Raw genomic sequence first — 21,147 nt, forward strand, 5'->3', positions numbered from 1 at the left:
CGGCGCTGGCTGGGATCCTGTGAGGGACGCATAACGTCCTTGATGCGTTGAGCAGACGCCTCGTTGTCTTCAGGAGCTGCATTCTCGATAGCACGGTTCAGCCGCTCACGATTGGAGCGTTTCAGCTGCATGATCTCAGCATAACTACTTTTTGAGTGACTAGAAGAGCACATAAAAAATCTCCAACGATCATGACTACTCATACACACAAGCTCAGGGGGGGCGACGCATCAATCAGCTCCCGACCTCGTTCATCAGACAACTGACTTTAGCTCCTCTGTGACCTCACCACCAATATCCCGAAATGCATTCTCTTCAATCATGAGTTTTCATCTATGAGCATCTCGATTTCATCTCTCGGAAATGGTCTTAAAAATCAATCTGAGCTAGGCAAGACTGCATCCACATCGTCAATCAGCCCTACAAATCACACCCGCTTGGAGCTGCCCTGTTTCGCCGCGGCCACCGTCCACTCATCGTCTTGCACTCATCTCAAACTGATGCACTTATGATCAACGCGATCGTCCCAAATACGCTTTTTTGTCGTATCCGCGTTGTCCTCCTCATTGCCAACGCTCCTTGCACCTCCTTCGTATCCGGATTGTGCAGGTATCACCTATTTTTGCGAGGGAACTACATGGACAAGGTAGGGTTTGTGATACCGCCAGTTCCTGGCGATTCACAATCGGCGCGCGCCAGTCGTTTTACTCCCTCTGCTTTGCCTACCGTCCCTGCTCAGGGCAAGCCCCGAGACCCCAACACCTGGAAAAGGAAAAATTATGGGTCGTAGCGAACAGCGCCGACGTACAGGATCGCTGCCGGCAATTCGTTGTTTCGAGGAAGAAGAAGCGCTGGTACGCGAGAAGGCCCATGACAGCGGAGTGAGCGTCGGTCAGTTCATGCTGGCCGCCGCGTTGAAGCGACAGACCAGAAGCCGAATTGACTCCCACATTATCAATGAGCTGCAGCGTTTAGGTGGACTTCAGAAGCACCTCTTCACGGAAGGCAGCGGGGTGCTTTCCAAGGAGTACGCAAATGTCTTGGTTGAGATAACCGAGGCCATCAAGCGTATCGGATGTTGAAAAAACCAGTTGGTGCTTTGCTGGTTCAAAGCTCCGTGTTTATCTCATACAACGCGAGGACTTCATGCTCTGCAAGACCGCTGCTGCGCAGCTCCAACCCAGCAGTCGAACTCACCACCTGATGTTCGATGCCTTGCTGCTCCAACAGCCTTCCCAGCAGAACTATCTCGCCATCTGCTTCCAACCTACGAAGCCGCTCTGGGCAGTTGAACGCCCAGCGGTCGAGTATTTGCCAGCCGCGAGCGTGGTAAGACGGAGAGCGGAGGACGGATTCAATGGTGGTTCTCGCTAATACGTTGGCCGCGATCGATAGCGGCGTGCTGTCACTGAGCATATGCACCTCCCACCTTGCGAAGGCGTGTAATCATTCTTGTGTTTTGCGCGATCGACGAAGACCGGAAGCCGCCGTTTTGCTTAAGCTCCCCGATGTGCTGATGTGAAAACCCGAGGGCAACAAGGGTGGCGACATCATCACGGGCAAGTGCCCGATTAGCCGAGCGCATCACCGCATTGGCCTGCTCCAGTCGAGCGATATCTGCCGGCACAGAACTGCTTCTAACTGGTTTGCTCATAGATTGCTCCTAATGAATGATGGGCTGACGTTCAAAAACTCTAGCCCAAGGCCGCCCCTAAGCACCAAGCAACGTTTTGAGTTGGGCCTCTGTATTGAGTACCTCTGCCGGCCTCAGCACGATGCTGAACACAGGAACATCAAAATTGCTGGTCAGCACCTCTAACCGATGATTGTGCTTCCCTACCGGGACGATCCGCCAAGAGTTAATTTCATCGAACCGAAAGAAATACTCTGCGCCTTTGACTGGATAAGCCAGCAACCTGCGTGCTGAACCATCGATACCTAGGTAGGCATCGTTGATCTTCGCGAACACTTCGATCTGCGGTTGAAAACCTGCGGTCTGGAAACCAGTGACCAGCCGCTTCAGCTTCTCGCCATAGCGTTGGTTAACACGCCAGAACAACCATGCCCCTCCAACGAAGTAGAAGGCCAAAGCCCAGAACAACCATCGAATGGCCGGATCAGCACCACCGGTAAACCCCAAAAAAAACGGCAGGTTGAAACCGCACAAAACCACCACAACCAGCAGCAACGCACCAACCGGCATACTCCCAACAATCCATAACACTCGGAATAGCTCCCAAATCTGCCTCATCACTTTTCCTCATGCGAATACTCAGCTAGAAAATATCTGATAATCAGATATCTTAAAAGCAGATATAGCTTGGCAAGCCGCCCTCTAGGTATGCGGCCATGACCAAAGCTATTTATCGACGTGAGCATGAGATCTTTCTCCAACTGCTGAAGCGCCTTCGTGTCGAGTCGGGCATGACTCAAGCCCAGTGCTCTGCAGCCTTAGGCAGACCGCAGTCATTTATGAGCGACGTAGAGAGAGGAGTAAGACGGCTAGACATCGTACAACTCCGCGATCTCTGTCTCGTCCTCCAGACTGACCTCACAAGCTTCACAAAAGCCTATGAAAAGGTTATTTCTGACAGGGAGAAACCCTGATGGCGAGAGGCTGTACTTATTATCAACCACCGGGTATTTGCAGAATGATCTTTAGCTCACCACCGGACAGACTTTTGATACCCAATCGGCTTAATACTCTGTTTGAGTAATTCGTCCAATACATAAGCGCTAAAATCAGGCTTTTAAGCATTTCGGATGGAAAATCGAAAATGGCTATTTACGTAGATAACGTAAAAATAAAATGGCAGGGAAGAGAGTGGTGCCATTTAGTTGCTGATTCTCTAGAAGAACTACATAGCTTTGCACGCACTCTTGGGCTGAAACGTTCATGGTTTCAGGCGTCCGCCTCTTATCCACATTATGACGTTACTATAGAAGTACGACAAAAAGCATTACGTCTGGGCGCACATGAAGGCTGTCGGAGAAAAATAATCAACTGTGCCAAGGCCATGAAGGCTGAACAAACAGCTCTATTGCATCAGTCCGCTCCCCAACAGTTTTCACTTTTTTTCGACAACCGTGTTTATGATCAACCTTAAACTAAATATAAATTGAGGTTTTTTTAGAATAACGGCAGCGCAGGGCTAGGGAGGAGCAATGTATATACGCGAGGAAACGCTCGACGACCTCTTAAATAAAATTTATACCAAACTGCTAAAAAAGCGGAATAAGATAGTAGCAAGCAAAGGCAGTTTCAAAGAGATCACAGGCATCTTGCTTCATCTCAAAAAGCCCAGAGCCCGATTGAGTAGAGCTGAAGGAAAGGGCAAGCTTTTTAGCTGCTTAGGCGAGCTTACTTGGTATTTGGCCGGCTCTAAAGATCTAAAGTTCATTAGTTACTACATTCCCAATTATAAAAAAAGCTCAGATGATCGAAAAACCGTATATGGCGCTTATGGACCCAGACTCTGCGGCAAAGGTCGAAACGCTCAATTATTAAATGTCATTAATACACTCAAAGCCCGCTCTACAACTCGGCAGGCGGTCATTCAGCTTTTCGATGCAAAAGATATTTTGAAACCACACAAGGACATACCCTGCACTTGCACCTTGCAATTCATAGTTAGAGACGGAAAACTGGATATGTTCACATCCATGCGCTCAAACGATGCGTTCCTCGGGTTACCTCATGATATTTTTGCTTTTACTATGATACAGGAACTTGTAGCTAACTCGATAAACTGTCAGATCGGTGAGTACAAACACTACGTAGGCAGCTTACACCTTTATGAAGTTCACTTTCTTCAAGCTAAGAGCTATCTTGATGGCGGATGGCAAAAGCAAACTGAAATGCCTCCAATGCCACCGTGCGATCCAATGCCAAGCCTTAATTTACTTCTTGACTGCGAGCAAAAAATTAGACTTGGCGAAAGTGTAGAACCTGACGCTTTAGTTTTAGATGAGTACTGGAAGGATTTAGTTCGAGTACTGCAGTTTTTCAGATTCACCAAATACGAGGACGAAAATAGCAAAGTCGACTCCGTACTAGACAAAATAATCAGCGAAGTTTATAAATCATACTTACTTAAGAGAAAGGCGGAAAAAGTAATTGCGACTGAGCCGCATCCATCTCAACTAGAAATATTCGAATAATAACCAGGAAGAAGAGATGCACGATACCTTAAGCAAACTAATCTCCCTGATAAATAATCGAAAACTCATTAATTCTGAAATTATCGAGTGGGGGAGTCCTATCCCAGTATTTGGAGAAGTAAAAAGATCGACTATTGCTACTTTAGGGCTTAATCCCAGTAATCGTGAATTCATGACTTCCGATGGAACTGAACTTACCGGAAGACTAAGAAGGTTTCATTCCTTAAAATCGCTCGAAATTGATCGATGGACAGATATTACAGACCTTCATCTTGAAGAAATCTGGAAGAAATGTACGGGATATTTCCAAGATAACCCTTACGACGGATGGTTTAAATCACTAGATATTTTGATAAGCGGAACCAACTCGTCGTACTACAGCCCTCTCTTTCCCGCATGTCATTTAGACCTAGTACCTTATGCTACACATCGCAAATGGGCAAATTTGTCTGCCGGACAGAAGTCAGCACTACTCCAAGTTTCTGGGAGCGCTCTTGGTGAGATACTAAGAGACTCACCAATTAAAACATTAGTATTGAACGGTAGAACGGTTGTAGAAACTTTAATTCGCATTTCAGACGCTGCATGTGAAGTCACATCTGTTCCTCAGTGGTCTCTCCCAAGGAGCAACGGAAAAATGGTGGCAGGAGTTGCGTACCGTGGGAGTATAAATTGTGTTTCCGGTATAGAGTTGGGACGCAGTATCGAGATATTAGGTTTCAATCATAACATCCAGAGTAGCTTTGGTGTGACTACACAGGTCAGAAAGTTAATCCAAGAATGGATAACATTGTGTATTCAGGAGCAAAAAAATTGAGAGCACGCGATAGAACAATGGCGGACGACTTACGAAAAAAACTTGAAGAATATAGTAGCAATCATAGAAAATTGGCTGGAATTGACCCTCCAGAAAACAAAGAATCTCTTATTGAACAAATGATTGACAGCATTCGCAGGATAAAATTTGTTGAAGCAATCAGAAAAAGAAGAATCAGTAATTTGAGAACAGATTCTTCTTCAGATTTGTTTGATCCTATCAGAGCTGCGATAGTTCACGCGACTAACGGCGATAATGAGGAAGCTTGTTGGTTGATATTCCTAGCTATTCACTTCGGCAAAAGTAGCGTGGGAGGTTGGAGCTTCGTCAGAGATATATACAACGCTCTTGGCGCGGGGTATCTCTGGAACTGGAAACGCATCAGCTTCAACCCAGATGCATTTACGGACTGGCTAGCAAGAAACTACCAAAATTTCAATAATGCAAACTATCGCTTTGGAAATCACCGGAAGTACGAGTCCATCAACCCCACAAAAAGCAATTTCACGGGCCTAGTTACCAAAAGTTACGTTAACTGGGTTTTAGAAAGCGGTTCGCACAAGGACCTATTTATAAATGCATTGAATAATTCGAATAATGATCCTCGCCTAACCTTTCGCCATTTATATAAATCCATGAAGGTATTCCGATTCGGCAGAACGGCTAAATTCGATTATTTAACGATGCTAGCAAAAATTGGCCTAGTAAAAATAGAAGCAGACTCGGCATATATGGGCGCCGCAACAGGTCCCGTTGATGGTGCAAGACTTCTATTCACCGGGGTTTCTACTGCAGACATTTCTCGGAACGACCTTGATAAATGGCTATTAGATTTAGATTTACACCTCCAGGTCGGAATGCAGGTACTTGAAGACTCGCTTTGTAATTGGCAAAAATCACCAAGCGAGTTTAAGGCATTCAGAGGATGAAAAATCACGCCCATTTGTATCTCACCTTAAGTTTTTGCAAGTGATAGTGTTTCACTATCCCTAGGTATTGTAATTGACCGACTACAATACCTGGGGAAATACCGAGCCTTTTAGAAAACTTAAGAATTTTACGTATATCATTACCTAGAGACTTAAGCTCATTCTTATATTCGACCGGTATCAAGAAATCGGCAGAAAATGTATTAGCCTCTTGTTCTTGAACACTATCAGGACAGTGCTCACCTTCCACAAAAATAATACCTCCATGAAGTATGAGATGTGCGGCCTCATGAAAAAGGGTGAACCAAAAATGATCATCCGATAGATGCCTAAAACTGAGCATCAACATCGCTTTTTCGTCACTAATAAATTTTGTTGCACCGCTAGCCTGGCAACCATCTGGAGTTCGAGCAATTACAACAGCAACGCCGCACTCTCCAAAAATCTTCTGCAATTCAGGAATAAAAATATTGGGATCTTCCTGAGTTGTTAAACATCTTGCGTCTTGTAATGCTGCAATAAACCTATCTTTGTTCCACGGACTACAGTCTATAAAATCTGCTTCAATCTCTCCCTGCCTCAACCATGCGGCTACCGCTCCGAGCTTTGGATCAAAGGCAGGTGATGTTCTGAATGCAGCCAACTCCGAACCGGACGTATAAATTTCCTTCCAACTACTAATATCCGGAACATCAAAAAAACTTAAACAATTCCGTAAATTTTGCGCAGGATAGACTGCTTTTGGTATCCATCCGTTTTTTTGCATTGTCGATACTGGAATTTCTTTTAACCAGCTATCTTCTTCACTGGTAAGTGGAGTCTTTAGCTCGCTGAGTTGCGCGCGATAACTTTCCTCTCGATTTAACCAGAACGACGGTGATGCTCCCAAAACCCCCGACAAGACAACTGCAAGCTCTTTGTTAATAACGAAATCACCAATCAGGAGCTTATTGGCAATCTCACAAGGCACTCCAATACACTGCGCAAAGTCACTTGTAGTGATTTTGCGCTCTTCTAAAATCTCAGATATTGTTTCACCTGGTGGAATTAACTGACTAGGCTTAAAAGCATGATTCTCAAGCATCATCTTTGATAATCCTTAACAGTTTAAGACGACTCACCTTCGACCAGTCTACTTTATTTTTATTGTTTATGGGCATTTCTAGATCAACGGCGCAAAACATCAAATAATATCCGTCGACTAAGTCTAGTCTATATTCCCCAGGAGGATCGCCAGATATTTCCCGAGGGTTCCCCAAAGGAACATCCATGATATTAGTAGCCGAATTTAGATCAGTGAGACGGCGCATTAAAGCCTTGACGACATTTGGCGGAAGTCTACGAAGAGCCACAGCTTCACTATCGCAAATGTTGCGAATTTTTTTATCCGCATAGGAAATTTCTAGTGTCATGTTTAGAATGACTCGTCCGTGACTGAATAACGCTTCAACATTCTAAATAGCCTATGCATTTTTTTAACAGTGAGCTTCTTACACTCAAAGCCCCTCGGATAGACTTTTGGTCACGTACGAGGCAATTATTAAGGAGCATAAACAACGTGAAGGCAGGATGCCACATTCCTCCCGCTGATGAGAGTAAAATTCCGCTAACCCTGCTGACACCTCCCTTTGACCGCCCAAAAACTTAATAGTTAAGCCATTGATTTTAATCGGCTTATTATAAAAAAACCATCTGTTCAGTTCCCACCTATGTACCATATACAAAATGAAAAGGTGAATTCTTCACGCAGTTTGTCGAAATCAATCTTGCGCAGATCCTCAGTACGACCTTTGCGTACGATGTGGTAAGTGCCCAGCGTTTTTTTGCTGATGGAAGGCCTAGGCGTTATCCACCACCATATTTTCATCCCGTAGTTCATCAATGCGCCTGGTCACGCTATCGATATCCACTGCACTTGGTCTTCGCCAAACCACGGTTCTGATTTCAAAAAAGCTAATAGACAGGCGTAAAATACAATCTGAGGGGCCGCGTACTGCGTTGGATTTCGCCAGGGTCCGGCGTCCTGGGGATTACTATAAAGACCTTTATCAGCAGTCTCGTTCGCCGACCTTGACTCAGCATCGCAGTTGGACAGCATCGGCTTTGGGATCGAACCACTTTGACGTATATCCCTTAACTGTCCACTAGGTGAGTTACTGGCTGCGATCGGCCAACTATCGTCAGCGATGGGATAATGAAGCCATTGCAGTGAGCAGACTCCGGGCACCTGGGGCTGTACAGTGCGAAGGAGTTCGACGTTACCGTCCAGTACCTGCGATCCCGCCCGGAATACGCAAGCCAACCAGCTATCAAGGCAGATAGATGGCTCTACAGGGCGATTCGCAATTGGCTGCGCCGCTAGACCGGTCGAGTCAACCCGTGCTCCGACTTGAGACGGCAGGAGCTCACAGGAACTCGCTGACGATGAGTTAACACCACGGCTACGCAGCGAGGACTTGCCGTTCAGAGCAAAAAGCTCCATAGACCCACTGATGGGCTGCCTACTGCAATAGGGAGCGCGCCATCAGCGGGCAAATGCCTATGTGCTTATAGGCATACCATCCATCCAACTACCAGCAGAGCGCCTCGCCTCGAGGCCGGCTAGCAATGGGTGTGCGAGCGCCCCAAGCATCTTGGCTTCAAAGGATTTTTCAATGATGTATACTCAGCGAAGCAAAAAAGGCTCAATCGGAGCCACTAACACTCGCGTTGGGGGCGATTATGTCACTTTTCAGTCAGCTTGATGAACTGCAGTGGAAACAGCTGCAGCATGACGAAAAGTATCACAAGGATATCTGGCTTTTGCCTGTGCAGCAGCGCATTACTCATATGGTTCTGCATTTAGCAAAGTATAATGCACAACTCAATGTGGCAGCGTTTGAAAACAATGCGGATGCGTTCAAGAAAAGCGTAGTTGACAGCCTCATAATTATAATATCTGCATGTAATATTTTTAACTCAAGAATTTTTGACATCGCCCTGAGCGATTCTGAAAAAGAATGCTCCGACATTCGAGATTTGGTAAAAACAATAATATCGAGCCAACCTAGTGATACTAGGAATGATCTTTATTATCTTTCTCACCAGATGACTCTTCACATAGGAAAAATGTGTAAAGCGACTGAATCGCTTGACCATCTTGAATCATATCCTTTCAGGCAGGCTCTAATTGAGAGCTTAGGGAAGATTTTCAGGACGGCGATCACGTCTCTTTACTCGATAACTGACGAAGATTTACAAAGCATATTTTCGAAGCGCCTTGTAGGAGTCGAAAAAAAGAATATGTTTTTCAGCAGACTTGGAAACTACGACTCAGGGTATTGATATGTTTTGGAGCGGGGATAAGCTTCAAGAGCAACTAGATTGTCTGGCTGAAAATGAAGAAGGGAATCAAATTGGAATCGAAGTTGACTGCGCTGCGATTTCACTAACCGTTGGAGATGAAGTTTATATCACTCCTAGCGACCCCGACAACAGCAAAGACACGGGCGTAAAAAAGAAGCTCACGAAAGACAAGTCGCAATTTGTCATTCCCAAAGGTCAATTTGCGTTCCTTATTACAAATGAAATCATCTCTGTGCCAAGGGATGCTCTTGCGCTCATATCATTCAAAGCCAAGTATAAATTCAAAGGTTTGATAAACGTCTCTGGCTTTCATGTTGACCCTGGCTGGCGAGGACGATTGACTTTTTCGGTTTATAATGCCGGACCTCTGGACATTACCCTTGAAAAAGGCGACAAGTTCGCTTTGATCTGGTATGCAAGCCTTGATAGAACCTCAACTGAAAAGTATGTGAAGAAAGATAAAAAGATACCAAAATCTCTAAATAGCGACCTCATTTCAAATATGTCAGGTGAGGTTTTTTCGCCTGTGAAATTAAAGAGCGAACTAGACGCTCTGAAAAAAGATATCCTGACACTCGAAAGCAAGATCGTCACTAGGTACTCCACTGTAATATTTGCAGTCTTTGTCACCATATTAGGCTTCGGTCTACGTGATCATATATTCCAAGCGGTGAATGACCTAACAGGTTTAGATCTGTTTCCAACTCATGAACAGCAAACTCAAAGCCAAAAACGATCCTAATTTGATGGCTACGCAGTCATGACGAAAAAAAGTGATGCATACGACGAGTATTGGAATTTCGCCCACAAGCGTAACGAAATATTTCGTGCGAAGAACGATTTAGATCACTCTCTAACAATCAACGACCCAATTCTTGAAAAATTTAAATTCACGAATTGCTATAGAGTACTGGACAGAACAACTCAATTCCTTCTCAAGGAAGTTATGTACTCGCAAAGTTTTAGCCCAGAAGATACTTTTTTCAGAACAATCTTATTTAAGCTGTTCAACAAAATACAAACCTGGGAGTATCTTGAGTCAACCCTAGGAGAAATTACACTTAGCTCCTTCTGTCCAGAGGCATATTGTAAAATACTGACAATTCACAAAGCCAATGCTTCGCGCCTTTATTCTGCCGCATACATAATGCCCTCCGGAAAAAAAGAGTACGGAAGCTCTGTAAAGCACGAAAACAATATAAAGATGCTTCAAACAATGATCAAAGACAATCTTCATAAGAAGGTTTGGGAGATCAGCGACTTGAAAGATCTTTACGAACTACTAGTTAAAACACCAACTATCGGTCCGTTTTTGGCATACCAATATGCTATCGACCTAACTTACAGTCACTATTCCTCTACATTAGAAGAGCAGTTTGTTGTGGCTGGCCCCGGAGCAGTCCGCGGGATAAAAAAATGTTTTTTATCCTTGGAAGGTAAAAGCTATGAGTATGTCATAAGACAGATGGTAGACTCCCAGCAATTAGAGTTCGAAAAACTAGGAATTGATTTCAGATATATGGGAGGGCGCCCCCTTCAATTAATTGACTGTCAAAATCTTTTTTGTGAAGTAGATAAATACCTTCGAGAAAAAAGGCCTGACCTTGGAAACCCTAACAGTCGAATAAAGCAAATATATCGACCAATAAATAATAAGGTCCATTATTTTTTTCCTCCTACCTGGGACATACAAAAAATTTAGGCCTAATTTAAAAACACATAAAAAGGCTCGACATGCATATACACTATCACTTCAAACTAGGCATTTGGCAGCGCCTTGCAATACTTCTTGTAATAATATCCGGCGCTGTAACTACGGCCTGGTCCGTAGCGCACCTTCCAAACCAGCAAGAAATAGTATCTTGCACCTTAGGAAAAACCGAGTCTTATCCAAAAAATCAACGAGCAGCTATATATTCGAAATCATGCCAAGATAAAATATTAGAAGCATCAATCAAGATAAACAATTTCATGTTTATTTCCAAAAACATAGCCATATGGGCTATTTCCGCAATAGGCATCTGCTTCTTGTTCTTTTTATTTTCATGGGTAAGCGCTGGAAGCGATTGGAAAAATTAGACGTATCGAAAGCTAAAAACTCAATTCCCCAAGATCTATTGGCAGCAACCAAAATCGAACCTAATAAGCCGTCTTGATACCCTGGAGTCGACTAAAAGCAGTCAGTAGTAAGGATCGCTTAAGCCTCCTATTGGACGGCCAGAGGGCACTTTAAAACTAATGAGTAAACGTCCAGTCGCCCACCAGAGCTCATTCCACATCGGTCTTCTATCGCGGCGCCACAAATTTGCCACACTCGCCCCGCTAAACGGGGCGAAAACCTGCTAACCGGAGCTACCACAACCCTTTGATTTCCCAGCTAATCCGCGCTAACGTATTGATTCTAAACGTCGACTTTTAGGACTCCGAAGGCAGGGGTCGTGGGTTCGAATCCCGCCGAGTGCGCCATCTTCAGCGAAAAAGCCCCAGGTCTTAAGGCCTGGGGCTTTTTTGTTGATCCGCGATGCAAAACGGCGCAATGCCCGAACGGCACCCCGCACACATGACGGCCCTGGGCTGTCCTGGCGAAGCGCAACTTGCTACATTCGCCGCCCCCGGACAGGAGGTCCCGATGCTGCGCCATCCCCTGCACAATCAACCCTTCGAGCCCCAGATACGCGACTGGGTCACCTGGTTCATGGGCTATGACATGCCCCCGGCCCTGGATGCCGAACTGAACCGCTACAACCCCAATGACCCGGACGACCGCGAATACCTGGTCCGCCACTACGGCCTGATGCGCCACGGTTCCCGGGAGAATTTCCGGCATCGACAGCGGCTGGTGGAGGTGCTGCAAGCGGCCCTGGATGACCCGGACTATGACTTCGAACAGATCTGGGAGCCCATCGAGGACGACTACGAATACGATCAGTGGCCCAGCAACTGGCCAGGGGTGATCGACAACAGCCGGGACCTTTTCCAGCGCCTGCTGAACGCGGCACGGGAGCGCTGGCAGGAAGACCTGGTCCGCGCGCAATTGCCTTCGCTGGCAGAGTGCCGGGCAATCCCGCACCGTGAGCGTTTCGGCGGGGATTGGCTGTTCGGCATCGACAACCCTGAAGCCTGGCGGGCCGAGTTCGATGTGACCGCCACGCCCTATGACCTGGAGACCCAGGGCCCGCAGTTCCAGGGCGAGCAACTGAGCCTGCACCTGAGCGGTGAACTGCCGCGCTTGTCTGTGCCTGCCAGCTGGCCGGTGATCGAGGCGGCGACCCACTGCAGTTTCGTGCTCAAGGTCCAGGGCATCAGCGAACTGGCGGTCAGCGGCACGCGCTTCGACGGGCGCATGCGCACCCAGCTCACTCGCCTGGACCCCGGTTATCACCTGCGCCTGGAAATCGGCTTCGATTGCGTGATCGAATGCGTGGCGTTATCTGTGAGCATCGCCGACGTCAAGGGAACACCCGATGAAAAGCAACTTTGAAGTGGCTCTGGAGCGCGAGGAAGTGCTGCAGTTCTTTCGCGGCCAGGGCCAGTACCTGACCCGGGACGGCGATTGGGACGAGCACCTGTACTGCATCAATTGGCCGGGGATCTTCGCCTACCTGCGGGACAACGCCGACGGCGCACAGCAACTGAGCGCCAGCTTCGAGCGCTACGCGTACAGCGTCGAGGAAAGCATTGAGGACTGTTTCGGCCTGCGGGAAAACCTGTTCTGCTACTACTCGACCCGAGCCCGCTGGGCGCCCGAGAGTGTCGACCTGCTGGGGCAATTGCCGGAGCCCTGCCGGCGGCGGATCGTGCAGCGCCTGAGCTGGTATCGCTGGCAAGTGGAAAACCACGCCCGGCTGCTGCCGGAACGGGCCCGGCGCATGACCGCGGACGGTGCCTGCGCCGAGTTCATCGAGTTGCCCGCCACCCCCTACGCCTAAGCGCTGGGGCTGCCGGATCACTCCTCCTCGACGGCGTCGGAGTGCGGGGCCGCCTGATCGTCTTCGTCGTCGGCCTGCTGATCGAGGTCCTCGCCCTCTTCAAGGCCAAAGTCCTTGCGGCTTTCCTTGATGGCCTGGCGCAGCTCCGCGCCCTTGATCGGGCAGTTCAACATTGCAGCAATACGGTCGATGCGGGGTGCCATGACCGGCCTCTCACTTTCTGGAAACTGGGCAGATAGTGCGCGTTTTCCGCTGCGACAGCCAACCCCCGCACCTTATTGACGACGCAAGGCTTGCAGGCGCGCGTCCAGATCCTCCTGTGGATAAGTTTCCTGCAGCTGGAGCAGCAGCTCGGCCGCCGCGCGGTTCTGGCCCTCGTCCCATAGACGCAGCACTGTCTGCAGTTGCTCATTCAATCGCTTGATCGCCCGGGGCGCGACCGGCGCCGACATGCGCTTGGCCAGCTTGCTCGACTCGGCCCTGGGCTTGGCCATCGCAGGTGGCGCTGCATCAGCGGACGCTTCCATCTCCGGCGCCGCGGCAAAACTGCCGACAGGGGCCGCCGGAGCGATGGGCGAAGGGGCAGCCGGCTCAGGGACGCTCAAGGCCCCGGCCAGCTCTGCGGAACGTGGCGCCGCCTGGCGCGCCATGGGCGCAGCTGGGGCTGGAGCGGGCGCAGGGACAAAGGCCTGCTCTTGTGGATAGTGCTCCGGGGAGGGCCGCAGCAAGCCAATGACCAGGGCCACGCCAAACAGGCTGGCAAAAGCCAGTTGATAACGCGGCCGCAGGCAGGCCTGCATCCAGCGTTGCCAGAGGCCGGGCTTGGGCGCCGGGGCTTCGCGGCGCGCAGTGGCCAGGATCAGGGCATCCAGATGGGCCGGTGGTTCCTGGGCGCTGTGTTGGCGGATATGCGCCAGCATCTGCTCTTCGGGGGTTGGGGTCTGTCGGGCGTCAGTCATGTGAGTACCTCCTCGGCCAGGAGCCGACGCAATTTTTTCAACGCATAGCGGAAACGGCTTTTCACCGTTTCCAGGGGAGCCTGGGTCAGGCTGGCGATTTCTGGCAGTTCCAGGTCGCCGTGGGCCCGCAGCAGGAACACCTCGCGCTGGTCTTCGGGCAGGTCCTGCAGGGCGGCTTCGATACGCTGCTGGTCGCGGCACAGGCTCAGTTGCTGTTCGGGGCCGGGGGCTTGGTCGGCTTCACCGTGCAGTTGTTCGTCATAGCTGTCGTGCAACGGGTTGCGCTGGCCGTGCTTGCGCCAGTGGTCGATCAAGCGGTTGCGGGCAATCTGGTACAGCCAGGTACGAAAGCTGGCCCGGCCCTGGGGCTGGCTGGTGCTGCGGATCAGGCTGAGCCAGGTTTCCTGGTAGACCTCATCCGCCAGCTCGGCCTTGCCGCACAGGCTCAGCACAAAGCGATACAAGCCCTGGCGATGGCGCTGGTAAAGCACCTCGAAGGCCGCGGGGTCTCCGGCACGGTAACGCGCCAGCAGCGTTTCATCGCTGCTGGCGTCGCTGGTGGATTGGGCAGCAGACATAGGGCGGTTGAACTCCTGTTCACTGCGGGTCTGAGGTCTACTCAAGGCGGCTCTGCACTTGGCTCAAGTCCACGGGCTGCGCCGCCTGGGCTTTCGGCGCCTGAGTTTGCAGGCTTTGCGCCAGCTCCACCAGCTGTACGAACTCGCCTCGCAGGCCGTAAGGGTCGGCACCCTTGGCGCCCTGGGCCAGCTTGACCGTGTCGGCCAGGCTGAAGTTGCCGGTGTAGCGGCCGTCCTTGAGCTGCTGGGAGAACGCCGCCACGGCTGCGGCGAAGCGCAGGTCGGGGCTGGCCGCCGCCAGGCTGCCCGGCTGCTGGGCACTGATGGGCCGTTCGATCAGGCGGCTGCTGCCGCCTTCCGGCGCCTTGTAGCGCAGCCGCAGCATGGCCAGTTCGCCCTGCTTGCCACTCTGTTGCGGCGCCTTGGCCTGGGTATAACGCAGCGGCTCCAGCCAACCCTTCTCGCCAGCCGGGACAATTTCATACAACGCGGTAACCGTATGCCCTGCACCGATTTCCCCGGCGTCGACCTTATCGTTGCTGAAGTCTTCTCGCTTGAGTGCACGGTTCTCATAACCCAGCAGGCGGTATTCGCTGACCTGGGCCGGGTTGAACTCCACTTGCAGCTTCACGTCCTTGGCCACCACCGCCAGGGTCGAGCTGAGCTGGTCCACCAGCACCTTGCGCGCTTCGCGCAGGTTGTCGATGTAGGCGTAGTTGCCGTCACCGGCGTCGGCCAGTTGCTCCATCAGGTGCTCGTTGTAGTTGTCCACGCCGAACCCCAGGGCGGTCAGGGAGACACCACTCTTGCGCTTCTCGGCGGCCATGGCCTTGAGGCTGTCGAAGTCGCTGACGCCGACGTTGAAGTCGCCGTCGGTGGCCAGCAGGATGCGGTTGATGCCCTTGTCGATAAAACCCTGCTGGGCCATCTGGTAGGCCAGCTGGATACCCGAGGCGCCCGCCGTGGAACCACCCGCGGTGAGCTGGTCGATGGCAGTGCGGATCTTCGCCTTGTCACGACCGGACGTGGGCTCCAGCACCACCCGTGATTCACCGGCGTAGACCACCAGCGACACCCGATCCTGGTCCCGCAGTTGATCCACCAGCAGCTTGAGGGTGCTTTTCACCAGGGGCAGGCCTTCACGGCGATCCATGGAGCCGGAGACATCCACCAGGAACACCAGGTTGGCCGGGGCCAGCTCCGCCACCGCGCGATCCGATGCCTTGATGCCGATGCGCAGCAGGCGGGTATGGGGATTCCACGGCGACGGCGCCAGCTCGGTGGTCACGCCAAAGGGCGAGCCGTCCGTGGGCAGGGCGTAATCGTAGGGGAAGTAGTTGACCAGTTCCTCCAGGCGCACCGCGCCCTCCGGCGGCAGGCTGCCCTGGTTGAGCAAGCGGCGGACGTTGGCATAGGCACCCGTATCGACGTCGGCGCTGAAGGTCGAGACCGGTGCTTCGGCGACGCTGTGGATCGGGTTGTCCGGCAGTTTCTGGTACTGCTCCCGGGGCTCGTCGCGGTAACCGGCCACCAGCGAATCCCGTGAGCTAATGGGCGCCGGCATCGGCGCTGACAACCTCATGGGATGCACAGCGCGCTTGGCCATGGTGGCATCGGCATGCTGCACCTCGTACTGCGCTTGAGGCGCAGCCTGCAATGCTCCCTGGGTTGACGAGCCGGCAGCGGATTCGGGCTTGGACGACACACCACAGCCGGCAACTGCCAGCAACAGGCCGGCGGCAAAACCCTGGGCGGCCGGACGAAGGAAATGCACGGGAAGGGACATGGGGCTGACCTCGGAAAGAAATGATCCATTCCCCCCTTCAGACGAAGCCCCTGGGCGATTCGGGTTAAGCCTTCGAAAAAAATTTCACTCAGCGAGAATAGCGGCGCACCACACTGCTGTTGCGCAGTACGTGACCGTTGATCTTTTCCAGCAGTTGGGCGCGGGTCAGCCCGGCGGGCAGGGCTTCCGGCGGCAGGTCCAGGGCGTAGATCTGGATGATGTAGTGGTGCGCGCTGTCACCCACCGGCGGGCACGGGCCCATATAGGAAGTACCGTTGCGGCTGTTGAGGCCGGCCAGCCCTTCCAGGTTCGGCTTGTTGCCGGCACCGGCGGGAATCTGCCGGGTGGTGGGCTTGATGCCGTAGTGCACCCAGTGATCCACGCCCTGGCCCTTGGCCCCGTCCGGGTCGTGCATGACGATGGCGTAGCTCAAGGTCCCGGTCGGGCCGGCGGTCCAGTTCAAGGCCGGGGAATTATTGTGCCCGCCACAGCCCTTGGCATCGCTGGCATTGCCCGTGGTGAACAGCCGGTCATCCGAAACCCCGGGAATGTTCAGGGTAAAACGCTCCTGTGCCTGCACGGGCAAGTGCAGGCACAGCAACGCGGCACCAACGGCCAGCCAAGTATTGCGGGAGGCAAAGCGAGACATACGAAAGCACCTTATTTGCGGATGAGGTCAGGGTGAGCACAAGACTATAGCCTGCACGAAAGAGCGCACTCCTTCGCACCAGGCAAGGGAGCAGATTGAGCTTGAGGACGGGGGTAGTTGTAAATGAATATTTCAGACAGGAATCGCAATGGCGACCACCCTCCACGGCCGGCCGGAAAGAGCGACGGGCCATCCGCCCGCCTCCTGAAATGATGCACAGGCCTCAGTCCCGGTGGGCCTGCATGTACTGGCGCAGCAACTGGTTGATCCGCGTCTGGTAACCCGCGCCCTGGCCCTTGAACCACTCCAGCACATCGGCGTCCAGGCGAATGGTCACGGCCTTCTTGCCCGGCAGGTGCACCTCGGCGCGGCGAAAGAAATCGTCATCCAGCTCGGGAATATCAGAAGTATCGATGCCCTCGTCATCGGTTTTCGCCAGGCGATCCCAATCAGTTTTTTTTCCGTTGGACATAATATTTAGCCTCCCGCTTAGTGGCTTTTCGCGCCGAGATGATGCGCACCGCATGACCCCACCGCTCGGTATGGACCACCACGCCCACCAGGGTCCTGATCCAACCGAGGCTGGCCCAGCGCTCCTCGCCATAGTCCAGGCGCTCATCGCGCAAGGACAGCACCGGGCGCTGGAACATCAGCACCGCATCGTAGAAATCGATGCCGTGCTTGAGCATGTTGGCGTGGTTCTTGGCCTCGTCCCATGCAACGTACATAAGCAATTCCGTATTTACAAATGTACATACGGGCTAGCAGACCGTTCGCCAAAAGCGCCCTGGCTAAACACCTGGAAATACAGTCGCAAGCGGGATGGATGTGTGCGGAAAAAGCCCTACAACGCTCTCGGAAAAGACGCCACCACACTTGCCTTGCACCCTCGCAAGCCCGCGGCTTATAGTCCGGCCGTCGCCCATATGGCGACCTGGTTTGGCGACCGGAGTAACGAGTACATCGATCCATTAAGCGAGGTGTACTAATGAACCGTTATATATCCCTAACCGGCCACGACTGCCTGATTCCTTCCCTGCTGATCGACACCCAGGCGCCCATCGATGTGTTGCACGACGCCGCAGCCTTTCGCATCCGCGCCGCGACCCAACTGCTGGAGAACTTCGCCGCCGAGACCCTGCGCAGCGAACCGGTGCTACTGCAGGAACTGACCCTGGTGTGCAGCATCCTGCTGCGCGATGGCTGTGATCTGCTGGATGTGACATCACGGCGCCTGCAACCGCAGGCCAAACTCTAAACACCCCAGGGCGGCTTCCCGGCCGCCCATTCTTCATAAGGAAATGCCATGCATAAACCCGCAACAGAAATCCCCGAGCGCCAGATCCGCGCGCTCTACGACGCCGACACCATCCGCGTCTACCAGGCCTACTCCGACAGCATCGCCGACGCCGCCCTGGCCCACGGCACCTTCGTCTCCCCACCCTTCAAGATGGAGCGCATGACCTGGATAAAGCCGTCCTTCCTCTGGATGATGTACCGCGCCGGCTGGGGTTTTAAGGACGCCGGACAGACCCGCATACTGGCCATCGACATCAGCCGCGAAGGCTTCGAATGGGCCCTGGCCAACGGCTGCCTGAGCCATGTCGACGAGTCCATGAACAAGGAAGAGTGGTTGAAGTTGAAAGACCAGTCACCGGTGCGCATTCAATGGGACCCGGAACGGGATCTGTACCTGCGGCCCCAGGAACACCGCGCGATCCAGATCGGCCTGAGCAAGGAGGCCGTGCAGTTGTACGTGAACCAGTGGATCAAGCGCATCACCGATGTCACGCCCCTGGCCCACGAGATTCATCGACTGATTGAGGAAGGGGACTTGGGGGGGGCCAGCAGGCTGCTTCCGCAGGAGCGGGAGTACTCTATGGGGTTTGATGTATAACCTGTACTTTCGGAAGTTGCAGCTAAGTTACTGGAAGAACTCACTCATTCACCTTAGAGGCTTAGCAAACAACAATCGTCATCTGATCAATCCCACTTAAAATCAGGTGTGATGGTACATAAAACCCCTGCATGACCAAGCATTTTCCTGACCCGAGAAACCTCAACAGCCTGCCCGGAGAACAGAAGAAATTGGCCTTTCTGCAGTGCTTTTCTGGACATCAAAAAATTATAACCTGCCACCTCGGATACAACTCGCACATGTGCTTCGCTTTTATAATTACCGCTACAAAAAAATTTATATTCTCGCTCATCGATTTTAATGTCTGAAATATGTGTAGTAACCAAGGACCAGCCACAACCGGAACACCTTAATCCTTGGGTAGAACCCTCGTTAAACACATCGAGCTGTTCTTCACACGATGTACATATTAGAGGAGATACTTCTTTCATCATGGCTTACCAGATTAAAACACTTTGAAAACCGTGGATTACTAGGAAATCATCTACTGCTCAACGGTCACCAGTTCCTTCAAAGAAACACAAAAGTCATCTGCCGCTAAAAAATCAATACCAGCCTCGAACCCAAAATATACATTCGAAGATTCTTCGCAACTACTTCCAAGGTTAAATAAAAAACCTATGGAAAAGTATCCATCTTCCATGCTTTCAGCCTCCCCGGCCATGAACCTTATTTGAAAGTCGCTTTCCAAAGGCATATAAACCAGTGACTCATTAACCTGATTAGTAAGCACTGACAATTTATGCCTATAGAAATATTCAACAAGCCTATTTATATCATCGAAATTCAAACTACAAAAGAAATCAGCCGGTAAATAGCCGGAATATTTATCATACCAAATACTGACAATATCGAAGTCAAAAAAACTATCCTTAGCCTTAATATTTTTGACAATAAACTCTAACACTCCCGCTTCTGTCTTAAGTTTAATGCTCATGCTACATCTCACTTAAAAATGCAAAATACATGCATACATATCTCTGTACCAAGCGCGATTACACCATAATATATTTTCTTCTTCACTCTAAAAACTCATCACTTACGTGACTCTTACTTAATATATAGCCCACTATGATCCGAAGGCTGACAAACTAGAAAAAACAAACTTGATGCAGGTCACAGCAGAGCTTTTTTTCAAACCTTCTTTCAATCTTGAAAAAATCAAAGACTCAGGAATTAGTGAAAAATCATCTGAGTCATCATGCAGCCCATGAACTATCCTTCACCTACAATGACTTTTCGTAACCCAACTAAAGCAGTTCTTATCAACTTAACTTCATAGTCCGCATTCAAAGTTATTTTTACGCCTGCCAGCATCGAGCTCAATTTCTCTTTCGGATAAACATCCGCTATTGAATACAACTCTTGGATCACCCTATCAATCAAGCCTACAACTACATCAGCATACTCTTGGCTTTTCAGAAATTTATCTAGCTGCAGATCAATACAACCAGGGCCGCCATACGAAATCGAATCGACCCAAGAATCAAACATATCGTCCAAAGCTTCCGAGCTTACATATTTTCCGGACTCTATTACTAGAAAGCAGGCAATACTCAAGTCCAGATCATGAATCCGCGCAAACTGCCCAGAAAACTCTAAATTCGAATAAGCCAAATCAAACCCTCACTTATTGTAAGAATGAAACAGAGTCCTGCCATCTTGGGGTTCTTTATTCCGCTCTAATAAACCCAAGCCACCCTACACCAACAACCAGGTAACTAGTCAGAAGATTTTCAACATCAGCCTCTTCGGAAAACTAGAAATTTCCGATACATAAAGGAAATTCTACAAACTCTTGTCGATGCAACTTAAATACTAGACGATGCATGTTTTTTGCATCCCCAACATTTCTATGCAGAATTTCCTGCAGACTTGATTCATATTCAGCATATAACACAGCGCCTTCACACACTCTTACTTCTCTCACAAGCTTCCGCGCACCATACTTTAAAAGAATCGAATACACTCCTTTACTTTTCGCTTCGAAACCAACAACTATTAGTTTCACAAACTACTGCTCAAAAATTAAATAAGAACCCCATGTTCCTTGAGGCCATTTCATTTCCATTTTTT

Annotated in this window: 28 protein-coding genes; 13 read left to right on the plus strand and 15 right to left on the minus strand. The window is 50.6% G+C overall.

All coding sequences use genetic code 11. From position 1 onward, the window contains the following. Positions 1-779 precede the first annotated feature (779 nt). Entirely contained in the window at positions 780-1,082 is a 303-nt protein-coding gene (gene mobA, locus BLS75_RS27755) for a plasmid mobilization protein MobA (RefSeq protein WP_072452180.1), read from the plus strand. A 25-nt stretch (positions 1,083-1,107) separates the two neighbouring features. Here the strand turns inward: mobA and BLS75_RS27760 are convergent, their stop codons facing one another. From BLS75_RS27760 to BLS75_RS27770, 3 genes are read right to left on the minus strand one after another with little or no spacing between them, the layout of a single operon-like run. Further along, positions 1,108-1,416 carry a hypothetical protein gene (locus BLS75_RS27760; protein ID WP_072452181.1) on the minus strand — a complete coding sequence of 103 codons (309 nt, stop codon included), beginning with the start codon at positions 1,414-1,416 and terminating at the stop codon, positions 1,108-1,110. Further along, on the minus strand, positions 1,406-1,654 hold the full coding sequence (locus BLS75_RS27765; protein ID WP_083533734.1) for a hypothetical protein: 249 nt from the start codon (positions 1,652-1,654) through the stop codon (positions 1,406-1,408). Before BLS75_RS27765 ends, BLS75_RS27760 begins: the two co-directional genes overlap by 11 nt. A gap of 57 nt (positions 1,655-1,711) precedes the next feature. Next, entirely contained in the window at positions 1,712-2,251 is a 540-nt protein-coding gene (locus tag BLS75_RS27770) for a hypothetical protein (protein ID WP_072452182.1), read from the minus strand. A 98-nt stretch (positions 2,252-2,349) separates the two neighbouring features. Between BLS75_RS27770 and BLS75_RS27775 the strand changes: the two genes are divergently transcribed. The 5 genes from BLS75_RS27775 (at position 2,350) to BLS75_RS32250 (ending at position 5,907) form a co-directional block, all read left to right on the plus strand. Next, a complete protein-coding gene (locus BLS75_RS27775) occupies positions 2,350-2,607 on the plus strand; it encodes a helix-turn-helix domain-containing protein (protein ID WP_072452183.1) in 258 nt (85 codons plus the stop codon). Positions 2,608-2,777: 170 nt separating this feature from the next. Continuing rightward, a complete protein-coding gene (locus BLS75_RS27780) occupies positions 2,778-3,107 on the plus strand; it encodes a DUF4031 domain-containing protein (protein ID WP_072452184.1) in 330 nt (109 codons plus the stop codon). Positions 3,108-3,165: 58 nt separating this feature from the next. Further along, positions 3,166-4,161, plus strand: a complete 996-nt coding sequence (locus BLS75_RS27785; protein ID WP_072452185.1) for a thymidylate synthase — start codon at positions 3,166-3,168, stop codon at positions 4,159-4,161. Between the two features lie 16 nt (positions 4,162-4,177). Then, complete coding sequence (locus BLS75_RS27790; protein WP_072452186.1) at positions 4,178-4,978, plus strand: hypothetical protein; 801 nt, start codon at positions 4,178-4,180, stop codon at positions 4,976-4,978. Then, positions 4,942-5,907 carry an alpha-glutamyl/putrescinyl thymine pyrophosphorylase clade 3 protein gene (locus BLS75_RS32250; protein WP_143031441.1) on the plus strand — a complete coding sequence of 322 codons (966 nt, stop codon included), beginning with the start codon at positions 4,942-4,944 and terminating at the stop codon, positions 5,905-5,907. Before BLS75_RS27790 ends, BLS75_RS32250 begins: the two co-directional genes overlap by 37 nt. 4 nt (positions 5,908-5,911) lie before the next feature. On the opposite strand, the gene BLS75_RS27795 is transcribed toward BLS75_RS32250, so the two are convergent. Together BLS75_RS27795 and BLS75_RS32255 are read right to left on the minus strand one after the other, a co-directional pair. Then, positions 5,912-6,994 carry an ImmA/IrrE family metallo-endopeptidase gene (locus BLS75_RS27795; RefSeq protein WP_083533735.1) on the minus strand — a complete coding sequence of 361 codons (1,083 nt, stop codon included), beginning with the start codon at positions 6,992-6,994 and terminating at the stop codon, positions 5,912-5,914. Continuing rightward, a complete protein-coding gene (locus BLS75_RS32255) occupies positions 6,984-7,319 on the minus strand; it encodes a type II toxin-antitoxin system RelE/ParE family toxin (protein ID WP_143031442.1) in 336 nt (111 codons plus the stop codon). Before BLS75_RS32255 ends, BLS75_RS27795 begins: the two co-directional genes overlap by 11 nt. A gap of 1,309 nt (positions 7,320-8,628) precedes the next feature. Here BLS75_RS32255 and BLS75_RS32260 point away from each other — a divergent pair. From BLS75_RS32260 to BLS75_RS27815, 5 genes are all read left to right on the plus strand, one after another. After that, a complete protein-coding gene (locus tag BLS75_RS32260; protein ID WP_143031443.1) occupies positions 8,629-9,231 on the plus strand; it encodes a hypothetical protein in 603 nt (200 codons plus the stop codon). Beyond that, complete coding sequence (locus BLS75_RS27805; RefSeq protein ID WP_176876774.1) at positions 9,206-9,994, plus strand: dCTP deaminase domain-containing protein; 789 nt, start codon at positions 9,206-9,208, stop codon at positions 9,992-9,994. Before BLS75_RS32260 ends, BLS75_RS27805 begins: the two co-directional genes overlap by 26 nt. Before the next feature lie 18 nt (positions 9,995-10,012). After that, positions 10,013-10,954, plus strand: coding sequence for a nucleotide kinase domain-containing protein (locus BLS75_RS32265; protein WP_072452190.1), 942 nt, complete (start codon positions 10,013-10,015; stop codon positions 10,952-10,954). 927 nt (positions 10,955-11,881) lie between these two features. Continuing rightward, on the plus strand, positions 11,882-12,733 hold the full coding sequence (locus tag BLS75_RS27810; RefSeq protein WP_011058558.1) for a hypothetical protein: 852 nt from the start codon (positions 11,882-11,884) through the stop codon (positions 12,731-12,733). Beyond that, positions 12,717-13,181, plus strand: coding sequence for a hypothetical protein (locus BLS75_RS27815; RefSeq protein WP_011058557.1), 465 nt, complete (start codon positions 12,717-12,719; stop codon positions 13,179-13,181). Before BLS75_RS27810 ends, BLS75_RS27815 begins: the two co-directional genes overlap by 17 nt. Before the next feature lie 17 nt (positions 13,182-13,198). Here the strand turns inward: BLS75_RS27815 and BLS75_RS27820 are convergent, their stop codons facing one another. From BLS75_RS27820 to BLS75_RS27850, 7 genes are all read right to left on the minus strand, one after another. Continuing rightward, positions 13,199-13,384, minus strand: coding sequence for a hypothetical protein (locus tag BLS75_RS27820; protein WP_011058556.1), 186 nt, complete (start codon positions 13,382-13,384; stop codon positions 13,199-13,201). A 72-nt stretch (positions 13,385-13,456) separates the two neighbouring features. Beyond that, on the minus strand, positions 13,457-14,140 hold the full coding sequence (locus tag BLS75_RS27825) for a hypothetical protein (RefSeq protein ID WP_072443733.1): 684 nt from the start codon (positions 14,138-14,140) through the stop codon (positions 13,457-13,459). Beyond that, on the minus strand, positions 14,137-14,718 hold the full coding sequence (locus BLS75_RS27830; protein WP_011058554.1) for an RNA polymerase sigma factor: 582 nt from the start codon (positions 14,716-14,718) through the stop codon (positions 14,137-14,139). Before BLS75_RS27830 ends, BLS75_RS27825 begins: the two co-directional genes overlap by 4 nt. A 37-nt stretch (positions 14,719-14,755) precedes the next feature. Continuing rightward, positions 14,756-16,504, minus strand: a complete 1,749-nt coding sequence (locus BLS75_RS27835) for a vWA domain-containing protein (protein WP_072452191.1) — start codon at positions 16,502-16,504, stop codon at positions 14,756-14,758. Between the two features lie 88 nt (positions 16,505-16,592). Continuing rightward, entirely contained in the window at positions 16,593-17,153 is a 561-nt protein-coding gene (locus BLS75_RS27840) for a YbhB/YbcL family Raf kinase inhibitor-like protein (RefSeq protein ID WP_011058553.1), read from the minus strand. 223 nt (positions 17,154-17,376) lie between these two features. After that, positions 17,377-17,625 carry a BrnA antitoxin family protein gene (locus tag BLS75_RS27845; protein WP_072452192.1) on the minus strand — a complete coding sequence of 83 codons (249 nt, stop codon included), beginning with the start codon at positions 17,623-17,625 and terminating at the stop codon, positions 17,377-17,379. After that, entirely contained in the window at positions 17,603-17,881 is a 279-nt protein-coding gene (locus tag BLS75_RS27850; RefSeq protein ID WP_072452193.1) for a BrnT family toxin, read from the minus strand. Before BLS75_RS27850 ends, BLS75_RS27845 begins: the two co-directional genes overlap by 23 nt. Positions 17,882-18,141: 260 nt before the next feature. On the opposite strand from BLS75_RS27850, the gene BLS75_RS27855 reads away from it, so the two are divergent. After that, positions 18,142-18,411 (plus strand): hypothetical protein, encoded by a 270-nt coding sequence (locus tag BLS75_RS27855; RefSeq protein ID WP_072452194.1) that lies wholly within the window; start codon positions 18,142-18,144, stop codon positions 18,409-18,411. A 48-nt stretch (positions 18,412-18,459) separates the two neighbouring features. Next, positions 18,460-19,050, plus strand: a complete 591-nt coding sequence (locus tag BLS75_RS27860) for a DUF4291 domain-containing protein (protein ID WP_072452195.1) — start codon at positions 18,460-18,462, stop codon at positions 19,048-19,050. 86 nt (positions 19,051-19,136) lie between these two features. Here BLS75_RS27860 and BLS75_RS32270 read toward each other — a convergent pair whose 3' ends face one another. The 3 genes from BLS75_RS32270 to BLS75_RS32275 all read right to left on the minus strand — a co-directional run bounded on the left by BLS75_RS32270 (position 19,137) and on the right by BLS75_RS32275 (position 20,688). After that, a complete protein-coding gene (locus BLS75_RS32270; RefSeq protein ID WP_143031444.1) occupies positions 19,137-19,502 on the minus strand; it encodes a hypothetical protein in 366 nt (121 codons plus the stop codon). Positions 19,503-19,555: 53 nt separating this feature from the next. Beyond that, a complete protein-coding gene (locus BLS75_RS27865; protein ID WP_072452196.1) occupies positions 19,556-20,008 on the minus strand; it encodes a hypothetical protein in 453 nt (150 codons plus the stop codon). Between the two features lie 278 nt (positions 20,009-20,286). Continuing rightward, a complete protein-coding gene (locus tag BLS75_RS32275; RefSeq protein ID WP_143031445.1) occupies positions 20,287-20,688 on the minus strand; it encodes a hypothetical protein in 402 nt (133 codons plus the stop codon). Between the last annotated feature and the right edge of the window lie 459 nt (positions 20,689-21,147).

The sequence above is a fragment of the Pseudomonas sp. NFPP12 genome, from assembly GCF_900103205.1.
In the GTDB taxonomy this organism is placed as follows: domain Bacteria; phylum Pseudomonadota; class Gammaproteobacteria; order Pseudomonadales; family Pseudomonadaceae; genus Aquipseudomonas; species Aquipseudomonas protegens.